Genomic DNA, 19,128 nt, shown 5'->3' on the forward strand with positions numbered 1-19,128 from the left:
TTACGACTCCCAGTCTGGATACAGATCTGTCCGTCGATCTCTCCACGTTGTGACAGATCCTGCTGCTCTTACATCGGCCAGAAGCTTGACATCCAGGTCGGCAACGACGAGCATATCGTCGTTGATGATGCCTTCAGCTAGAATACCTGCAGGAGGGAACGGGATATCATTGGGCGAGATCACGGCGGCTTGACCAAAGTTTGCACGCATGAAATCTACCTTGCGCAGCGCTCCGACCGTACCGGTTGTTACGATATAAACTTGATTCTCCACCGCTCTGGCATGACAACAATAACGGACGCGGTAAAACCCGTGACGATCGTCCGTACAGGATGGACAGAAGATAATGTCGGCTCCCTTAGCTCTCGCCATACGCACGATTTCCGGAAATTCGATATCGTAGCAGGTCAGCATAGCAATCGTCCCGAATTCGGTATCAAACACATTCAGCGAGTCACCGGGAGCCATGTCCCACTCTTCCTTCTCAGTCGGAGTCATATGGAGCTTCGCTTGCGTCTTGACCCGGCCGTCTGGATAGAACAAATGCGCAACATTGCGGCGTTTGCCGTCCCCGTCTTCTATCACATGCGTGCCGCCGATTATGTGCATGCCATAATCCGCCGCAAGCTTGGTGAATAGCTTCAAATAAGCTTCCGTAAAAGAGGATAACCGATCAATGGCTAGCGGCTGCCCCTGATCGTCTCCAATAGACAATAGCTGAGTCGTCATAAACTCCGGAAAGAGTACGAATTGAGCTCCATATTCGGAAGCATTCCTTATGTAATGCGTAACCTGATCAGCGAACTGCTTGAATTCGCCTATGTCTTCTAGTTTATATTGGACAGCTGCTACACGTAAATTCAATTCCTGCTCACTCCTGATTAAAAAATTCTCATCGTATTCTAATAAAGCGGATACAATCCTTGATAACGCTCATTTTTTGTTCTCTTTGGTAATGTTTAGGCGGTTTAGGATCTGTTATAGTGATACTCGAACCAATGACCAGAACAAATGGAGGGAATATAACATCATGAGAAAGAACAACACCATTATTCGCAAATTGGTTGCCGTAACTCTAAGCACTATCATCGGATTTACGACGATCGCAATCGGACAAGCTCCTAAGGCTGAGGCTGCTACAGCTTCACAAGCAAACCGTATCATCAGCATCGGTGACAATTATTTGGGGGTCCCATACCGCTTCGGTGCTAGGAGCGGAATAACGTCTGCATTCGACTGCTCCTCGTTCACCCAATTTGTCTATAAGAAAGTCGGAATTAAACTGCCCCGCACCTCGAAATCCCAATCCAAGGTTGGATACTACGTCTCACGCTCCAATCTGAAGAAGGGCGACCTCGTCTTCTTCCGTGTAGGATCTGGCAAAAGCATTGCACACGTTGCAATTTACGCGGGTAACAACAAAATTCTCCACACCTATGGAGCAGGTGGCGTTAAGTTCTCGAAACTGAACTCTTCGCACTGGAGCTCGCACTACGTGACAGCTCGTCGTGTTTCTTAGTCGCCAATCACATCAATACGAATTCCAATTCGCTGATTTCTCTATTGCTTTGAATCGCCGTCAACCTTCTGACGGCGACCGGCAATAGAGGGATCAGCTTTTATTTTTTTGCGGGAGCACGATCGAGATCGTCGTGCCTTGATCCGGTTTGCTGAATACATCGATTTGACCGCTATGCAGATCTACGATCCGCTTCGCAATAGAGAGTCCTAGACCTACTCCGCCGGTAGATCGGCTCCTAGCGCCATCGACCCGGAAGAATCTTTCGAACAGATGCGGCATATCGTTCTCAGGTATACCTACGCCCTTATCAGATACGGACATGCGCACATTGCCCTTTGTAACGCTCAGCGTGATATCAATTGGATCTTTACTGTATTTAATTGCATTGTCCAGCAGAATGACCAGCAGCTGCCTGATTTTATCTTTATCGCCGCTGAGCTTCACGTCTGTCTTGGGCGTATGCACGCGAATCATCCGCTGGAACGTTGCATGCAGCATGTCCGCCGTCTCGTCAGCCAACTGAACGAGATCGAAGGTTTCCAGCTTCAGCCAATCCTCCTGCTCCGCTTCGGCCAGCATGAGCATGGATTTGGTCAAATTCTGCAGCCGCTTCGATTCCTTCCCGATGGCCTCGATCGCTTCATCCCTTACATTGACGTCGTCTCTTCCCCATCGGCTCAGCATATTGGCATAGCTGGAGATAACGGTTAGCGGCGTCTTCAGCTCATGGGAAGCGTCTGCGACAAACTGCTTCTGGCGTGCAAACGTGCGGTCAAGCCGTTCAATCATCTGGTTGAACGCCCGGGCCAGCTGTTCAAGCTCTGCGGATTGATCCTTCCCGCTTAATTCAATCTTCCGAAGCTTGCCGCTCCTATCGATCTCACGCATCGTCTGCACCATATGCTGAATGGGCGAGGTCAGCCTGGACGTAAACCAGTAGGTTCCGAATATGGCGAAGAGAATCGCCCCGGCACTTGTGATCGTAAGCGCGATAACGAGGATTTGCAGATAGCTGTCCAGCAGCGTTAGCTTCCTGTACAGCTCCAGCTTCCCGATCACTTTTCCGGTGCTATAAAGCGGTACTTCCATATAGATGACCCGTCGTCCTTCAATGGATAGCATGCCGGTGTCAAACTGGTTGCTGAATTCCGTCTTGAATGCGAGCAGCTCGGGATCGGAGCCCTGCTCATTTACCGTCTTCCCGTCAGGGGTGACAATACGGATCAATTCGTTTACATTATAGTAATCCATGAGCAGGTCGGGGTCGGTAAGCCCTGTCGGTTCGTCAATCCGAGGATCCTCAAGCAAAATATTCACTTTGTTCGTCAGCAGCTGCTCTTCGCTTCGCATCGTTATCTTTATAACGAATAAATAGACGAAAATGTTGAACAAAATGAGGATGAAAATTAACCAAAATATTGTAAAAAAAGTAAATCTCCTGCGCAGTGTCATGCGTCAGGCTCCTTTAACATATAACCAACTCCACGAACCGTATGAATCAGCTTGTGACGATATCCTTTATCGATCTTCTGCCTCAGGTAACGAATATAGACGTCCACAAGATTCGTCTCGCCGATGAAATCATAGCCCCACACTTCGGATAAAATATCCTCACGGGATTTCTCTTCATTCTTATGCTCGGCCAAATAAACAAGCAGCTCGAATTCGCGCGGCGTTAATTCGATCGGCAGATCCTTGCGGAAAACCTTACGCGTTCTTAATTCAATCGATAAATCGGCAGCTTTCAGTACATCGGGACTCTCTGCTTCCCGAGGCTGCTGTCCAAATATTCGAAGCAGGTTGCGAACCCGTGCAAGAAGCTCTTCCATTGCAAAGGGCTTGGTTATATAATCATTAGCACCATGCTCGAAGCCGCTGACTTTATCGGGAATCGTATCTCTAGCTGTCAGCAGAATGATGGGTATCGGATTCCCCGCCTGACGCAGGCGGCGCAGAACCTCCACACCATTCAATTCCGGGAGCATCACGTCAAGCAGAACCATATCCCATTCTCCTGAGCTGGCCTGCTCCAATCCTGAGCGCCCATCGGCTGCTCTGCCTACCGTATAACCTTCGTGTTCAAGCTCCAGCTGTAGAATTCGGGCGATGCTATCTTCATCTTCTATAACAAGTATGCGTTCTTTCATCTCGTTGTCCACCCACTTCTCTCCAGATCCGCTTATGGGATTCATCTCCCCAATCATAATGAACAGCCCATTCATTTTCAAGCATGACCGCCCTTGCAGCATACCGTTCTCATCTCTATGCATGATTGACCGTTATCCCGCCCCATATGGGCTGATCGTTACTCATAACGATTAGCATTATCTTCATAGGCCGCGGCGTACGAAGCCACGGATAATTATTCTGCCTTTAGTCTGCCCGTTCCTTGCCAAACTACTTCCAATGTGCAACAAGCAGCATGAGAAACAGCGCTGCCGCCGTCCATGCTGCTTTGTATAGGTTCAATCTTGAGACGGTTCTTTCATGCGTCTTCTATATCGCGCGATTATTGGGTACTCTGCATCGACCAGGCTTCAACATCCCACACCTTCGTTACCCAGTCTTCGTAGAAATCCGGTTCGTGGGAGACGAGTATGATGGTCCCTTTGAAAGCCTGCAGCGCGCGCTTGAGCTCTGCCTTGGCGACAACGTCCAAGTGGTTGGTCGGTTCGTCAAAGGCGATCCAGTTGCTTTCACGCAGCATCAGCTTGCATAGACGTACTTTCGCTTGTTCGCCGCCGCTCAGCTGGTTTAGCGCCCGGGTGATATGGTCGTTCTTCAACCCGCATCTGGCTAGTGCCGCACGGACCTCGTGCTGGTTCATGTTGGAGAATTCGTTCCATACATCGTCCAGCGGAGTAAGCGTTGGAGCCTTCACTTCCTGCTCGAAATACGCGGGGTGGAGATAATCGCCGCGGTATACCTTACCGTCCAGCGACTGAATTAGACCGAGAATGGTCTTGAGCAATGTTGATTTACCGACACCATTGCATCCGACGATCGCGATCTTGTCCCCGCGCTCGATCAGCATATTCATAGCAGGCAGCAGCGGACGATTATAACCAATGACGAGCTCATTCGCTTCGAATACGGTCTTACCGCTTGTGCGCGCTTCTTTGAAGCCGAATGTCGGCTTCATTAATTCGTCCGGACGGTCGATCCGTTCGATTCTTTCCAATTGCTTCTCGCGGCTCTTCGCGCGTCCGCTTGTCGAATAGCGCGCTTTATTCCGTTGAATGAAATCCTCTTGCTTCTTGATGTATTCCTGCTGCTTCTCATACGCATCAATATGCTGGTTCTTATTAATATCCGCCATCTGCAGAAACTTCTCGTAGTTTGCGGAATAACGCGTCAATTTAGCAAATTCCAGGTGATAAATGATATTAACAACCTCATTCATAAACCCGGTGTCATGGGAGATGAGCATGAAGGCATACGGATAATTCTTCAGGTAGTTGGTCAGCCACGTAATATGCTCTTCATCTAAATAGTTCGTAGGCTCATCCAGCAATAAGACGGTCGGCTTCTCAAGCAGCAGCTTCGCTAGCAGCACCTTGGTGCGCTGGCCGCCGCTTAGCGCGGATACATCCCGGTCGAGACCGATTGCATTCAACCCGAGTCCGTTCGCCATCTCTTCAACCTTCACATCTATTAAATAGAAATCACCGATCTCCAGCTCTTCTTGAATTTCGCCCATTCGAATGAGCAGCTCTTCGAGCTTGTCCGGATCGGCATCCGCCATCTGCAGTGAAATGTCACCCAGCTCCGTCTCCAATTCAAGTAGGGGAAGGAACGCATCCTTGAGTACATCACGTATCGTCTTGCCCGTGACGAGCTTCGTATGCTGGTCCAAGTAGCCGTAGCGGACTTTCGGCGTCCATTCGACTTTGCCGTCATCCTTCAATTGCTTCCCGGTCAAAATATTCATCAATGTCGATTTGCCTGCGCCATTGGCACCGACCAATCCGACATGCTCGCCTGCAAGAAGGCGGAATGAAACATTCTTAAACAACGTGCGGTCGCCAAAATTATGGTTTAAATCTTCTACTGTTAGTAAGCTCATGTTCGCGGCTCCATTTCTCTATCTAATTCATTTAAATCGCGTTTTTAAGTCGCTCGCGTTCCATTGTATCACAGGTATTCCTCACTTGTGTCAACTTCATTCAAAAAGCTTGCGCATCAGAGGACGGAACGCCTTCTCCATGACCGATAGCAGCCCTCTGTCGGAGGTCAGCCATCTCCCTTGCCACAACAGATGCATCCACTCCTCTATCGGAAGCTGGGGAATCGCAGCAATAGGCTGGGTTGGAAGCAGTGACAGCCATTCCGATCTCTCGGGAAATTTCATGTCCTTATTGACCAGCCAGTAGGTAGATAGGCTTAAGGCCGCCCGTTCGAACCGGATCCTCTCGGCCGCTGCCAAGCGAGCAGCCGTCCATTTGTATGCATTAGGATCTGCGACAAACAGCAGCACATCTGCAGATAATACGAGCGACTCCATCTGAGGATCCATCCATTGGGCCGAGACATCGGTTACTTTGGTCAGATGAGGATAGGATTCGAACATTAGCCGATACTTTAGCTTATCGTCCACCGACGCATTGGCCGGTTCGTTCTGCAGCATATGCCATAATACATTGTCTTCCCTATAACGCGCATATCGGGGGTCGGGAGCAGCATCATCGTAAGCCGACACACGCTTCTGGGAAGCCCGCCCGCAATCGAGCAGCGAATGCCATTCCGGCATTAGTGACGGATGCTCGAATGCGGCGCATTGCACCCCGCGTTTTCCGAGCAGCTTAGCAAGTGTAATTGCCACGAAAGTACCTCCGCTGCCAGGCGCGATCGAAGCAATCACGATATGAAGCAGTTTGTTTCGAGTTTCTGCGGCTTGCTTGCTATCGTGCTTGGGTAGGTTAGAGGGATGATTCTTATGTCCGTCACCTCGAGCCGCTGCAGAACTATACGGCTCACCACGCTGTTCCTGGACCTGATGTGCGTAATGATAATCCAAGCAGGCTTCAAGTGCATCGCTCGTCTCCTGCATGGAAGGATAACGATACAGCGGGTTACGCTCCAGCATCCGTCCAATCATGGATTGCAATGACTTCGGAATCGCAGCTGGCAGCTGCGCAGTGGAATCGGAGAAGGCCGTTGGAGGCCGTCCGCCGCTAAGTAAATAATAAAGCAGCGCGCCGAGCCCGTAAATATCGGTACGAACGTCACTCTGGCGGGCGCCCTCCTGCTCCGGTGCCGCGAAGCCTGGTGTTCCCAGCTGCACGGTATCCTGACCGCCTCCCGCCTTATACCGCCTGGCAATTCCAAAATCGATGAGACGGACCTGGCCATTCCGATCAATCATCACATTGGTCGGCTTCAGATCCCGATGGATGATGGGCGGATATTGGTTATGGAGATAGATCAATGCCCGGCACAGCTGCAAGCCTGTCCGGATCACTTCAGTCACACCCATATAACCCTTATTCTCTTTCAAGTGCGTCTGCAGGTTCACACCATCAATAAAGTCCATAACGAGTATCTCAGCGCCTTGAGCGTCAGGAGGGAAATAATCCACGATCAGCGGTAAATTCGGATGGTTCAAGCGCATGAGCATCCCCGCCTCCTCGGCTTGGAATAATCCGTCCTCCGATGGCGGCCGGTTCACTTTCAAGGCGCGCAGCTTTCCCTGGAGCCTGCTGTCTTCTGCAGCATATACCTCTCCCATTCCGCCTCTCCCGATCAGTCCAACTATGCGATAGCGCCCTCCACCGACTGAGTCTCCTATGGCATATCGCGCTGCTTCTTCTACGCTCATCATACAGCCTCCCTTATCGCCAGCAACAAAAAAACATCCCGAATCCGCAAACCTTCAGGTCTGCTGAATTCGGGATGCTTTCCCGTCATCATCTTCAATTATTGGACTATAAATATGCTTTCTTCTCCAAGTACACCGTTATTTCTTCCCGGTTATGGAACAACTGCTTCGCTTTTTTGACCGTAAAGACGGTCTCCAGCTTGGCCAACACATCGCGAATCGTTTGCAGCGGCTTCTTATGCATGAGCTTGACCGTGACGATTGCGGTTCCTCCGCCCTGCAGCACTTCATGAAGGTCGAGAAGGAGCTTGCACATCTGCATCGGACTCCAGCTCATATCACATACCAACAGGTTGAACGTGCCTGGCTTCAGCTTAACCTCCGATGCATTCTTCTTCCAATAGGTCAGCCTCGGATGATTCTTGAGACTTGGATGCAGATTCGCCGGATCAACCGCCGTCACGTACAGCCCCCGTTCCAGGAGAAGATTCGTCCAGCCCCCTGGAGCGGCACCGATATCAAGCGCTTCGCGGAAATCGGCAAAGTGCAGCTTGAATGCCCGCTCCGCTTCCAGCAGCTTGAACTTTGCACGGGAAATCTGTCCTTCCTCCCGTTGGAACCGGATGGCTCCGCCCGGCCAATCGGACAGCTGCTCTTCCGGTGTTCCCATTCCTACATAAAGCTGCTCCTTGCCTGCAAAGATAGACAGGATCAGCTCCGGGGATTGTACGACAGGTTCCCCTCCCGTCTCCGTCAGTACAGCATCGAGGACTGCTTTCGTATCGGATGCCGAATACGGAAACGGACTGCCATCTCCACGGCGCAAATGTACAGCGATCGTCTTATTCTCGCATCGGAGACGTGAAGAACGGACAAGATCACCCAGAGCCTGCAAATCATCCGCATTCCCGTGGATGGGCAGCACACGCTCCACCGACTGCAGATGTCGGAGAAATATGGGCTCATTCTCCCGTATGCGATCAAGCACTTCCTCTTTGCTGAGCGGAATATCGATCATAAAGATTTCGCCTGCGGTGAGTTGTGTGATCTTCACGCCATCAAATTGCCTGCGAAGCTCTTCCATTGCATACGTGGCGAATCCATGGTTAGCCGTACATATCCACTGCGTCAAACCCGTTCTCCTCCTACTGCGGCTGCCCGTATCCAAGGTCTGTCATACGACCATTCGATTTCCACGGGCCAGTCATAAACTTTGCTCAATATCTCGCTAGTCAGTACCTCATGCTTCGGCCCTGCCGCTGCCATCCGTCCTTCATGGAGCAGTGCGACATGCGTGAAGAGCGGGATAATTTCTTCCATATGGTGAGTCACATAGATAACCGTTATACCGCGGTCTCTAAGTCTTCCCAAATCAATGAGCAGCTTCTCCCGTTCATGCAAATCAAGCCCTGCGCAGGGCTCGTCCATAATAAGCAATTTGGGATTGCTCATCAATGCCCGGGCCAGCAAGATCTTCTTACGCTCGCCTTGCGAGAGAGAACCCAGCGATTGCTCCGCTACATGTCCAAGGCCAACCTCATCGATGAGACGCAGCGCCTTGAGACGCACCTGCTCGTCAATCTCCTGATAGAAGCGCAGAAACGCGTATTCTCCGGTAGCCACGACCTCCCATACGGGATCGTACAGCGTCAGCTTTTCAATAATGGACTGACTGATGTAGCCGATTTCTTTACGAACGTCTCGTACATCACACTCGCCAAAGCGATTGCCGAGCACATCGATCGTTCCGGAGGACGGAAACATATAGCCGGTCATCATTTCCAGCAGAGAGGTCTTGCCAGACCCGTTTCGCCCCAAGATGACCCAATGCTCGCCTTCCTGAATATTCAAATCAATACCTTGCAGGATCTCCCGTTCCTCGCGTTTAAAAAATATATGTTGTAATCGAATCATTGCCCTTCCCCCAAATCTATACGTAGTTCCAATACATTCACGTATCCATCCCACATTTGTGGCAGCGGATATCTATATCGGCATCGGGCCGAGATGAATCGCAACATGCGTCGGCGCATGCTTAGCAAGCAGCTGATACATCTGCATTTGTCCTGACGGGCTTGATGTATGTAAGTAGACCGTCTTTGGAAACCGTTTATTCTCCACGATATAATGAACGACCTCAATTGCAGTCGGCCGGCCCCAGCCCAAATCATAATCGAGAGACAGAATCTCGACTTCCGCATGTTCCAACAAAGCGATGCATTCTTCTACATTCTTAGCCAGAACGAAGCCATTGGGACAAGGCCTATAATCATCCAAGTATATGTTCATGATCAGGCCCCTCCCCACTTCCGCACCAGCTCGAGCTGGGCCTTGTGGGTCCCATCAACTCCAGCTGGTGTCTCCAATATAAAAGGTACGTCTCGGAGCAGCGGATGCTGCAGCAGCCATCTTAATCCCGCTTCACCAATATAACCTTCTCCGATCACCGCGTGCCTGTCGCGTTTCGCCCCAGAGGGGTGGACGGAGTCGTTCAGATGAATGGCAAGAATATGCTCCATCACATTCAACCTTACGGCTGTCTCCAACCAAGCTGCTTCAGGACTTCCATCCCAAACCCCGCTTGCAAAGAGATGGCAGGTGTCAAGACAGAAACCGATCTTATGCGGTGCGTGGCATAGGCTTCGGATCTGCGCCAGCTCCTCCATTGTCGTTCCCATAAACGTATGCTCCCCGGCCTGATTCTCGATCAACAGCTTGGCGTTCCCGTCCCATTGCGCCGTAACCGCGCTCAGGGTCTTGACTGCATTGCGGTAGCCTTCCAGCGGATCCTTGCCCTTGTATACGCCAAAATGAACGACGACGCCAATAGAGCCGCACGCTTCGGCAATAGCCAAATCGTTCAGCAGCGATTCCGCTGTACGCTCGCGCTGCTGTGGATCTTCGGCAGCGACATTGGTTGGATAAGGCGAGTGGGCGATCGAGACGATTCCATGTTCACCGCAATATGCCGCGCACCTTCCCGCATCTGTCTGGTCGATTACTTTCCGGGCAAGACTCCGTGGATTCTTCGGAAAGTATTGGTATGCTTCCGCGTACAGCCGGGAAGCTCTTTTTGCTGCTTCAAGGTAGCCTCCACGGGTCGATACATGGCAGCCGGTTCGCATTGTTGTTTACCGCTCCTTTTGACATGTTGGACAGTAGAACATCTTTCGGGAACCTATTTCACTCTGTACAATCGTGTCGCCGCATACCGAGCAGCTTTCTCCACCCCGGTCATATACACGGCATCGTTCATTATATCCACCTGTCAGCGTATCGTCTGCCGTTAAAGGCATCTCCATGTACCCGCCATGCGACAATGCATCTATCAGCACCTCGTGCATTGCTGAGTAGAGCCTCTCCCATGCTTGCGGATCCAGCTCCGATACCCGGGCATCCGGACGGATTCCGGCTTCGAATGCGATTTCATCCGCATAGCAGTTGCCGATCCCCGAGATGACCTGTTGGTCGACCAGGGTCGACTTCAATGTACCTCGCTTACCGGCAAAGCGTTGAGTGAATTTCTCTAAGGTGAGCCGTTTATCGAAGGGGTCTGGACCAAGCTTACCGAGCAGCACTTCCGTTTCCTTGGCCGTCAACAGATGAACGTAGCCTAGACGCAAACCTATAAAGCGCATCTCTCCCACAGGGAACTCGATCGAAACTTGAACGGTGCGCTCCAGCTGTTCGCCTGCCGGGCCGAACTGAATAAGGCCTCCCAGCATCAAGTGCAGCACCAGCCGTTTGCCGCTATCCAGATGAAATACGAGCATCTTCCCGCGTCGTTCAACAAACCATACCGTTCTGCCAAGCAGCTCGGCTTGAAATTGTTCGAGCGGCACATTAATGGATTTCGGCCTCGTCACCTGAACGCTGATGATAGGTTGGCCGGCGATTCTTGCTGCCAATTGCTTGCGATAATTTTCCATTTCCGGCCATTCCGGCATGGGATCTCACCCTTCCCGTCAAGCTCCACGCTAGACATCCGTGGTTGGCTTGAATGCAGTCGCATTAACATTATATTGTCTTACAATGAGGCCGCTCATCCCGATTAACCCAACCATCTGATCAGCTGGTGTAAATCTGCAATGATCTCATCTGCTGCACAGCCCGCTTGTTCCAGCAGTTTCTGGTAATTCGCTTCCGAAGCCAGACCAGTGAGAACAAGCACCGACCGGCATCCGCTCGCTTTTGCTGCAGCAATATCCGTTGCGGGATTATCTCCGATAACCCACACATCCTCAGCTTTCTGCCCAAGACGTTCTAAAGCGTAATTCATCAGAATAGCGGAAGGCTTGCCGATAATAACAGGCTCTACGCCCGATGCCTTCTGCAGGATCGCCGATATCGAACCGGCTCCAGGTATAAGTCCCGTATCCGATGGCAGCAGCACATCTGGATTCGTCAATATGTATACAGCCCCATCGCGGATATGTCGAACGGCAGCCGCGATACGTTCGTACGTTAGCTGACGGTCAATCCCTTGAACGACGATATCAGGCTGATCATCTACCAATTGCAGACCTGCCTTCGTCAACGCGTCACGCAGTCCGTCCTCGCCGACTGTGAACACGCGGGGGGCATTCAGTTCCTGTGCTATGTAAGCAGCCGCTGCTTGTGAGGACGTGCAGATATCATCTGCAGATGCAGGAATCCCCATGGCCCGAAGACGATCCGCCACAACCTCTGCCGTTGCGGATGAATTATTCGTCACGAACAGGTAACGGATTTCCCGCTGCTGCAGGTGGCGAATGAGCGTGTCTGCACCTTCTATCATGTTATTACCATGGTACAGCGTCCCATCCAAATCAATCAGAAGGCCTCCGGACGGCATGGTTAGGCTCACGATGTCCACCCTTTGTTTTCTTGCAGCACCCGGTCGATCCAATACTCGACTTCAACGCCATCTGCCATAGAAGGCGCCAAGCCCGGCCAGCGGTCTTCATCAGCGAAACGCCACAGGAAATGATTCAATGCTGCAAAATGTGTATCCACGGCAATGCCCATGGTCGTTTTGTCATCTGGAAGAAGCGACAGGGCTTCGGGTACAGGCAGAACAGGAATGCCGCCCTTCAATAAATGTACATGCGGCACCAGCTGCCGCTCCAGATCGCATGTGATCGAGCCGCGCGTACCGACGATTTGGATATCATAGGCATCGGACCCGAGCGCAATTCTTGACACTTCCACGATCCCGCTCACATCGGATGTAGTGGTGTAGTGCATCATTGCCCAATCGTCGACATCGATATTAATTAACGCTCCCGTTTCATCCGGACGCTGTTTCACATACGCATTCGTTTTTCCGCGAACGTCAACCAGCTCGCCAAACCAATGCCGGATCAGGTCCAGAACATGAACGCCCAGATCGCTGATCGCACCGCCGCCGGACATGCCGCTCTGTAGCCGCCAGGTGATCGGCCGATCCGGATTTAAGTATCCGGAACGGCGGTAGGACACTTTGCATTGCAGGACATCGCCAATGATGCCCTCCTCCAGCCATTTCTTGATCCGCATGACGGCAGGATGATACCGGTAAGTGAATGCAAGCTGCTCTAACGCCACGCTCCCGCTGTTATTCATGCGATGAACCAGCTCGCGGGATTTATCGTAAGATTCCGTTACCGGCTTCTCGCAGTAAATGGACTTGCCTCCTTGAATCGCTTCCGTTACATCCTCATAATGGTTCGCATTAGGCGTACAGACATCGAAAATATCCACGGCCTCGTCAGCCGCCGCTTCTTGCGTAGATGCCGTTACACGACGAAAGCCGATCGCTTCCGCCTGTGCGGCATGGACATCCGGCCGGCGGGTTACAAGCGTATCCAATACTGGAATGACAGGCGTTTTCTTTATAATAGGCAGCGCGCGAAGCGCTGTCATATGTGTTTTTGCAATATTACCAAAGCCTAGAATGGCAAATCGTACTGGTTTCAACCGGAAAGCCTCCCTATTTTCGTCCGAAGTCGGTCGACACGCTTGCGCAGCCCCTCCACCTCGGCTCGCCGCTTCGCATCAAGCCGCATGCCGGAATACCGCCTCAATGCAAGGGCAAGTGCTTCCTCGGCAAGCGACAGCGCCGAATCGAACTGTTTCGTCTTGTGTTCATAGTACATGGCAAGCTCGATATGGGCTCCCCAACCGGGCCAGACCGCAAGCTCCGCCGCATACACAACCTTCTGCCACAATAACACAGCACGCGGCCAATTTCCACATTTCTTGTCTCTTTCCGCAAGTGCGAGAAGCACTGACGGCGGTGCGTGGTTATCGTTCATCAACCGTTCGAATAGCGGCTCTGCGCACCCGGAACCCTTCATCTTCTCAAGCCATAATCCCGTACGCAGCAGTTCTTCGGCGCCTTCCGGATGAGGAACACGGCTTCCCAATCCATCGCTGAGCAGATGACCGAACCGAATGGCCAGACACGCAAGCGATACCATGTCTATCTCGTTATGGCGGAACACCCCATGCAGAGGTTTCGGATCGCCATCGGCAAGATATTGAAAATAGATAGCCGGAGCAAGCGAGCCCGGCACGTCGTCTTCACGCGCAATCCCCAGCCGCTCTTCCTCCACATGGCTCAGCTTGCAGGAGACCAGTGTATTGCGCCAAATGCTTCTTGACGGGTGGAGCAGATCGATATGAATGGGCTCCCACTTAAAATGGCGAAATCCGTTCAGAATAAACCGGTTATGCAGTACCGGCCAATCAAAGGTTTTGCCGTTATAAGTCGTAAGATGGGTATAGGAGGTCAGTTTGTCACAGAGATACGCCAGCATGGCCCGTTCCTCAGCTGGATGCCTTATGAGCATCTGCTCCACAACGAAGCTGCCATGGGACATATAGCCGAGACCGACCATGAAGGGCACGTTGCCCGTACCCACGCCGAGCCCGGTAGTCTCAAGGTCAAGAAATAGGATGCGTTCCGGATGTACCTTAGGCCCTGACTCTTGGACAAGGCCAGCTTCATCTGCAGGCCTGGAAGCACGGCTTCCCGGTGCATGGATGCTTCTCGGCTGGAAGGCTGTCAATCCTGCCGCCGCTTCCTGAAGCTCGTCCAGACCATGAACGCCATGCCGATAATCGATCGGGTAGCGTGTCTCCCGAAGCAAAAATTCGCCTTCTTCGGTTGTCATGATAGCCACGCCAAGCTCATCCCATTCCGGCGACAGCTTGAGGCTGCCGCCATTGACTGCGGAATCATCCGGATCCGGATCAGCTGATTCCGCCGGCTCCATTGGTTCCGCCGGTTCAATCTGAACGGGTTGAGCCGACGAAGCGCCGCGAAGACGCAGCATTCGATCACGGAGTCCGCTCATGAGGGCACCTCCGTCTGTTCGATCAGATCCAGCGCCAATGATTTCCCGAGCAGGCCAACCTCCTCAATCGGACCTACGCATGCCGGGCAGCCGCTCAGGCACGTACAGTTTCGAATGAGAGTCTTGGCTTGCCTCAGCAGCTCTTCATGCACATCGAACAGCCGCTCGCTAAGCCCGATCCCGCCCGGATAACGGTCATAGAAGTATATCGTTGGCAGTTTGGTGTGTACAGCCTTGACCTGCGGCACCACTCGAATATCCTGCGGATCGCACATCAAGTAGAGCGGCGCGATATGTACGAGGACATTAGCCAGACCGAGAAGCGCCTGCTGCATATCATTCGTATTCTTCCGTGCAGCAGCCTCCTCGCTGAACGAGAACCAGTACCCGCTTGTATGCAGCTCTTCTTCGGGCAGATGGATCGGCCCAGATCCGATGTTCTCATGAGAACGAAGACGGATTTTTTTGAAAATCGTTGCCTTTGCATTCACGGTTACTTCTCCGTACTGCCGAAGCAGCTCACCGTACTGATGCTCCTTGTCGACATGCAGTACCTTGAGCTCAACCGCCATATTGGCATCCGTATAATAGTCGACATCCACTTCGCGCACGTACGCTTTTTTTTCCGGATGATCAAGCTTCTCCACTTGGTATTGAACACCTTCATGGATATAGATGGCTTCCTCATGAATAAGCGTAGGCGCACTGAACCGGTCAACCTCGCCAAGCACGCGGCTGCCATTCGTGAGATCGATAATGATGAAGTTTTCTTGCGCGGCAGAACGAAGTGAGATCCCATGTGCCGGGAAGGATTGCTCCATCCAATACCAACGGTTTTGAACACGGTGCAGCACCTTCTCCTCAACCAGGAATTCCAGCATATCCTCAAGCCGTTCCTCGCCGAACTTATCTCCCGCTTCGAAGGGCAGCTCGTAAGCCGCACACTTCACATGATCGATCAGAATGAGCAGATTGTCCGGGTGGATCAACGCCCGCTCCGGAGGTCGATTGAAGAAGAAGTCCGGGTTCTGAATCATATACTGATCGAGCGGATTGCTGCTGGCGACGAGGAACGTCACGGAGGTCCCTTGTCTTCGGCCCGCCCGCCCCGATTGCTGCCATGTGCTGGCGATCGTGCCGGGGTACCCGTTCATCACGCATGCCTGCAGCTGACCGATGTCGATGCCAAGCTCAAGCGCATTCGTGCTCACGACTCCGCGGATTTCGCCGCTTCGCAGCCCCCGTTCGATTTCGCGCCGGAGCTGCGGCAAATAACCGCCCCGATATCCGCGGATCGTCTTCGTGCCCAGCTCATCCTTCACCAGCTCCTGCAAATACGTGAGCAATAATTCAACCCTGACCCGGCTGCGGGCAAAAACGATCGTCTGTACGCCCTGCCGCAGCAGCATTGCTGCCAGCTTTTGTGATTCCAGCACACTGCTGCGGCGTATGCCCAGCTGCTTATTCACAACCGGCGGGTTATAGCAGACGAAGTTCTTCTCTCCCACCGGGGCTCCGTTATTGTCGATAAGGGCAACCTCTTCGCCGATCAGCCGCTCCGCGTGCTCACGGGGATTATCAATCGTCGCAGAAGCACAAATAAATTGCGGGTTCGATCCATAAAATCGGCAAATCCGCTTCAGTCTCCGGATCACATTCGCGACATGGCTGCCGAACACGCCGCGATAGGAATGCACTTCATCGATTACGATATATTTGATATTCTCGAAAAGCTTGACCCACTTGGTGTGGTGCGGCAATATAGCCGAATGAAGCATATCCGGATTCGTAACTACAATATGCCCCGCATTGCGAATGACTTGTCGTACGGTAGGCGGCGTATCGCCATCGTACGTATGACTCTTGAGATCTACGTCCATTGCTGCGGCAATCTCCTGCAGCTCGGCCACTTGATCCTGAGCAAGTGCCTTCGTTGGAAATAAATAAAGCGCTCTGCCGCTATCGTTCTCAAGCAGAGATTGAAGCACCGGCAGGTTATAGCATAAGGTCTTGCCGGATGCCGTAGGTGTGACCGTTACGACATGCTTGCCGCTGCGAACCGCTTCATACGCTTCGGCTTGATGAACAAACAGCTCTCGAATGCCCCGGCTCGCAAGTGCCTCAGCCAGCTTCGGATGGATGTCCTTGGACATAGCAGCCGTCCGGGCTGCACGCGGCGGTATCGTATGCCAATGCGTGACATTCTCCATAATATCCGGTTGCTGCCGAAGGATCTGCAGCCACTCGTCCAAACCGGAAGTTTTACCCGTCCACCGGTTCATGTTCTCGTACTCCCCTCGTAAACATATACTGTCTCTATTGTACAGAATGCATGTTCGGTCCGCAATGCAAGAAGGTCGGCAATCCGCTATAAAACGGCTGGAAAATTGGTATGGAAAATGTTTGAAGGAATCCCGCCGAATTTGTCGAATACATATCTTTTGCCAGTCGTAATATGTCGATATTGCACCATTCATCTCGAAAGGAGGGTCTTTTTATCTTAAAAGACCTCATCACAGACATTACTATCCTCGTCTCGTTCTTGTTTCTCTTCAGCATCGCTTACCGCAGTCGGCATAATCTGATGAAGAGCTCGACAATAGGCAAGCTTCGGTTCGGTTTCCTGCAGGGTGTTCACAGCCTGTTATTAATGATATTCAGCGTCCGATTCGACGAAAATGTGATTATCGATATCCGTCAAATTCCCATTTTGATCGCAGCACATTTCGGCGGGATTCCCTCCGCCATCGTGACCGCTGTCGTCATCTCCTTATATCGGATCCTCTTTTATGGCGGTATCTATTCTGCCTCCGTGACGGCTTCAATCGGCGCAATCATCATGAGTGTCGGTGCCGGCCTTATATTCACTAGAGTTGGCCGATATTGGCACAAATGGGCTTTCGGGACAGCCTGGATCCTCTTAATCGTCGCAGCCATGTTCTTATATCTGCTCGGTGCATCCGCCGGCCCTATTCTTCAATCGCTGCTTCCCTTATTAGCAATAAGCTCGATATTCACAGCCGCCTTCATTCGTTATTACGAGCAGGCCAGCGAAAATTTCAGCGTGAACGCCTTCATAAGCGAGCTCACCCAGAAGTTCAGGCAATCACCGGATGCTCCGGACATCTATGTCACGAGCCTCAAAGAAATGATCCATCTCTTTCGCTGCTCAGCCGGCAGCATCGTATTAATTAGCCATAATCATTGCAAGAGCGTCTGTCAATATGTAGATGGTGAATATATGATGATCAACCGGTCCCATCACTTGACGGATTTCTCCGCTCACCAGCGGGTCATGAACGGCCAGATCGCGAGCTATCCGGATTGGCTGGAGAACCGTCCGGAAGGTTCTGCAGACCTGCAGTATCAACGGCGAATCCGCTCTTCAATCTATGTTCCGATTGTGTATAAGGATAAGACGATTGCCATGATTCACCTTGCATCCCGATATCCGCGTCACTTCAAGGACAAAGACTTGGAAACGATCTTGAAGGTCGTTCCTCTCATCAGCTTGATGATGTCGCTGAAGGAATCGGAGAGCATGTTCAATGCGATCATGCATTCATCCAATGATGCGATTATTGTGGCTAATCATGAAGGAAACATCGAGCTATGGAATACGGGGGCGGAGCGTTTGTTCGGATATGCCGAGGAAGAAGCGGCGGGGCTTCCTTTCAGCTTTATCATTGCCGATTCCGACAAGGCAAAGCTGCTCGAACAGCTCGAGCATGCGAAGGTCAATGAAACGATGAGCGGAATTGGACAAACCATCGAGCTCGAAGGCTTGCACCGGAATCTGAGCATGATCCCTATTGAAGTTGCGATTAGCAGCTGGGAGACGGGAGGCCTCATGCATTACAGCGGCATTATCCGCAATGCGACAGCGCGCAAACAGACCGAAGGCAGGCTCATGCAGGCCAAAGAAATGTTCCGCAAGCTGTCCAAGCTTGATGGATTGACGGGAATTCGGAACCGCCGCAGCTTTGATGAACGGTACAGCAGGTTATGGACAGAAGCTGCACATCAATCCGTACCCTTATCCGTCATCATGCTCGATATTGATTTTTTCAAAGCCTTTAATGACACCTATGGCCATCAGGTCGGGGATTCCTGTTTGAAGAAGGTAGCTGGGGTTCTGGATCAAATTGCTGCAGATCACGGCTATTTCGCCGCGCGTTATGGAGGAGAAGAATTCGTCTGCTTGCTCCCTAAGACGACCACGGAAGCAGCACGAGCATTCGGAGAAATGTTATGTACGGCAGTAAGGGATATAGGAATCCCCCATAAAAAATCGTTAATCTCCACTGTCGTCACGGTCAGCATCGGGGTGGCTACGATTACCCCTTCCCCTTTATCAACCGGTGAAAGCCTCGTTGAGCTGGCGGATAAAGCCTTGTACCAAGCAAAGCTGGAAGGGCGTAACCAGGTTGTAACGGTTATGGCGGGGTAAGTCAACGCTGCCCCGCCGG

The 19,128-nt window shown here is 51.9% G+C and carries 16 protein-coding genes; 2 read left to right on the forward strand and 14 right to left on the reverse strand.

Features of this window, described 5'->3' with window-relative positions; translation table 11 throughout:
* On the reverse strand, nucleotides 1-864 hold the full coding sequence (locus NNL21_RS15625) for a carbon-nitrogen hydrolase family protein (protein WP_204818196.1): 864 nt from the start codon (nucleotides 862-864) through the stop codon (nucleotides 1-3).
* Between the two features lie 166 nt (nucleotides 865-1,030).
* Here NNL21_RS15625 and NNL21_RS15630 point away from each other — a divergent pair, with 166 nt between their 5' ends.
* Nucleotides 1,031-1,519, forward strand: a complete 489-nt coding sequence (locus tag NNL21_RS15630) for a C40 family peptidase (protein ID WP_204818197.1) — start codon at nucleotides 1,031-1,033, stop codon at nucleotides 1,517-1,519.
* A gap of 93 nt (nucleotides 1,520-1,612) precedes the next feature.
* On the opposite strand, the gene NNL21_RS15635 is transcribed toward NNL21_RS15630, so the two are convergent.
* The 13 genes from NNL21_RS15635 to NNL21_RS15695 all read right to left on the reverse strand — a co-directional run bounded on the left by NNL21_RS15635 (nucleotide 1,613) and on the right by NNL21_RS15695 (nucleotide 16,941).
* Nucleotides 1,613-2,974, reverse strand: a complete 1,362-nt coding sequence (locus NNL21_RS15635) for a HAMP domain-containing sensor histidine kinase (RefSeq protein ID WP_204818198.1) — start codon at nucleotides 2,972-2,974, stop codon at nucleotides 1,613-1,615.
* Complete coding sequence (locus NNL21_RS15640) at nucleotides 2,971-3,669, reverse strand: response regulator transcription factor (RefSeq protein WP_204818531.1); 699 nt, start codon at nucleotides 3,667-3,669, stop codon at nucleotides 2,971-2,973. Before NNL21_RS15640 ends, NNL21_RS15635 begins: the two co-directional genes overlap by 4 nt.
* A gap of 362 nt (nucleotides 3,670-4,031) precedes the next feature.
* The gene (locus NNL21_RS15645) at nucleotides 4,032-5,588 is read right to left on the reverse strand and encodes an ABC-F family ATP-binding cassette domain-containing protein (protein WP_204818199.1); all 1,557 of its coding nucleotides are present in this window, start codon (nucleotides 5,586-5,588) and stop codon (nucleotides 4,032-4,034) included.
* 96 nt (nucleotides 5,589-5,684) lie between these two features.
* Nucleotides 5,685-7,343 carry a serine/threonine-protein kinase gene (locus tag NNL21_RS15650; protein WP_204818200.1) on the reverse strand — a complete coding sequence of 553 codons (1,659 nt, stop codon included), beginning with the start codon at nucleotides 7,341-7,343 and terminating at the stop codon, nucleotides 5,685-5,687.
* A gap of 103 nt (nucleotides 7,344-7,446) precedes the next feature.
* Nucleotides 7,447-8,472: a 23S rRNA (cytidine(2498)-2'-O)-methyltransferase RlmM gene (locus NNL21_RS15655; protein WP_256555272.1), complete on the reverse strand. Its 1,026-nt coding sequence runs from the start codon at nucleotides 8,470-8,472 to the stop codon at nucleotides 7,447-7,449.
* Nucleotides 8,469-9,254, reverse strand: a complete 786-nt coding sequence (locus tag NNL21_RS15660; RefSeq protein ID WP_204818201.1) for an ABC transporter ATP-binding protein — start codon at nucleotides 9,252-9,254, stop codon at nucleotides 8,469-8,471. The genes NNL21_RS15655 and NNL21_RS15660 overlap by 4 nt, the downstream gene beginning before the upstream one ends.
* 72 nt (nucleotides 9,255-9,326) lie before the next feature.
* Nucleotides 9,327-9,629 (reverse strand): cyclic-phosphate processing receiver domain-containing protein, encoded by a 303-nt coding sequence (locus tag NNL21_RS15665; protein ID WP_305880822.1) that lies wholly within the window; start codon nucleotides 9,627-9,629, stop codon nucleotides 9,327-9,329.
* A gap of 2 nt (nucleotides 9,630-9,631) precedes the next feature.
* Nucleotides 9,632-10,465 carry a deoxyribonuclease IV gene (locus NNL21_RS15670; protein ID WP_204818202.1) on the reverse strand — a complete coding sequence of 278 codons (834 nt, stop codon included), beginning with the start codon at nucleotides 10,463-10,465 and terminating at the stop codon, nucleotides 9,632-9,634.
* 6 nt (nucleotides 10,466-10,471) lie between these two features.
* A complete protein-coding gene (locus tag NNL21_RS15675; RefSeq protein WP_204818203.1) occupies nucleotides 10,472-11,287 on the reverse strand; it encodes an Fpg/Nei family DNA glycosylase in 816 nt (271 codons plus the stop codon).
* Nucleotides 11,288-11,391: 104 nt separating this feature from the next.
* Complete coding sequence (gene nucF / locus NNL21_RS15680; protein ID WP_256555273.1) at nucleotides 11,392-12,186, reverse strand: 5' nucleotidase NucF; 795 nt, start codon at nucleotides 12,184-12,186, stop codon at nucleotides 11,392-11,394.
* Nucleotides 12,183-13,277 (reverse strand): Gfo/Idh/MocA family protein, encoded by a 1,095-nt coding sequence (locus NNL21_RS15685; protein WP_204818204.1) that lies wholly within the window; start codon nucleotides 13,275-13,277, stop codon nucleotides 12,183-12,185. The genes nucF and NNL21_RS15685 overlap by 4 nt, the downstream gene beginning before the upstream one ends.
* Complete coding sequence (locus tag NNL21_RS15690) at nucleotides 13,274-14,659, reverse strand: ribonuclease H-like domain-containing protein (RefSeq protein WP_204818205.1); 1,386 nt, start codon at nucleotides 14,657-14,659, stop codon at nucleotides 13,274-13,276. The genes NNL21_RS15685 and NNL21_RS15690 overlap by 4 nt, the downstream gene beginning before the upstream one ends.
* Nucleotides 14,656-16,941 (reverse strand): DEAD/DEAH box helicase, encoded by a 2,286-nt coding sequence (locus NNL21_RS15695; protein ID WP_204818206.1) that lies wholly within the window; start codon nucleotides 16,939-16,941, stop codon nucleotides 14,656-14,658. The genes NNL21_RS15690 and NNL21_RS15695 overlap by 4 nt, the downstream gene beginning before the upstream one ends.
* A 302-nt stretch (nucleotides 16,942-17,243) precedes the next feature.
* Between NNL21_RS15695 and NNL21_RS15700 the strand changes: the two genes are divergently transcribed.
* Entirely contained in the window at nucleotides 17,244-19,109 is a 1,866-nt protein-coding gene (locus tag NNL21_RS15700; RefSeq protein WP_204818207.1) for a diguanylate cyclase domain-containing protein, read from the forward strand.
* Nucleotides 19,110-19,128: the final 19 nt, after the last annotated feature.

It is taken from the genome of Paenibacillus mendelii (genome assembly GCF_024498075.1).
GTDB classification, from domain to species: domain Bacteria; phylum Bacillota; class Bacilli; order Paenibacillales; family Paenibacillaceae; genus Paenibacillus_Z; species Paenibacillus_Z mendelii.

Coding starts and splice junctions, on each gene's coding strand:
- NNL21_RS15630 (WP_204818197.1), top strand. CDS start 1,031: ATGAGAAAGAACAACACCATTATTCGCAAATTGGTTGCCGTAACTCTA.
- NNL21_RS15635 (WP_204818198.1), bottom strand. CDS start 2,974: ATGACACTGCGCAGGAGATTTACTTTTTTTACAATATTTTGGTTAATT.
- NNL21_RS15640 (WP_204818531.1), bottom strand. CDS start 3,669: ATGAAAGAACGCATACTTGTTATAGAAGATGAAGATAGCATCGCCCGA.
- NNL21_RS15645 (WP_204818199.1), bottom strand. CDS start 5,588: ATGAGCTTACTAACAGTAGAAGATTTAAACCATAATTTTGGCGACCGC.
- NNL21_RS15650 (WP_204818200.1), bottom strand. CDS start 7,343: ATGATGAGCGTAGAAGAAGCAGCGCGATATGCCATAGGAGACTCAGTC.
- NNL21_RS15660 (WP_204818201.1), bottom strand. CDS start 9,254: ATGATTCGATTACAACATATATTTTTTAAACGCGAGGAACGGGAGATC.
- NNL21_RS15665 (WP_305880822.1), bottom strand. CDS start 9,629: ATGAACATATACTTGGATGATTATAGGCCTTGTCCCAATGGCTTCGTT.
- NNL21_RS15670 (WP_204818202.1), bottom strand. CDS start 10,465: ATGCGAACCGGCTGCCATGTATCGACCCGTGGAGGCTACCTTGAAGCA.
- NNL21_RS15675 (WP_204818203.1), bottom strand. CDS start 11,287: ATGCCGGAATGGCCGGAAATGGAAAATTATCGCAAGCAATTGGCAGCA.
- NNL21_RS15690 (WP_204818205.1), bottom strand. CDS start 14,659: ATGAGCGGACTCCGTGATCGAATGCTGCGTCTTCGCGGCGCTTCGTCG.
- NNL21_RS15695 (WP_204818206.1), bottom strand. CDS start 16,941: ATGAACCGGTGGACGGGTAAAACTTCCGGTTTGGACGAGTGGCTGCAG.
- NNL21_RS15700 (WP_204818207.1), top strand. CDS start 17,244: ATGAAGAGCTCGACAATAGGCAAGCTTCGGTTCGGTTTCCTGCAGGGT.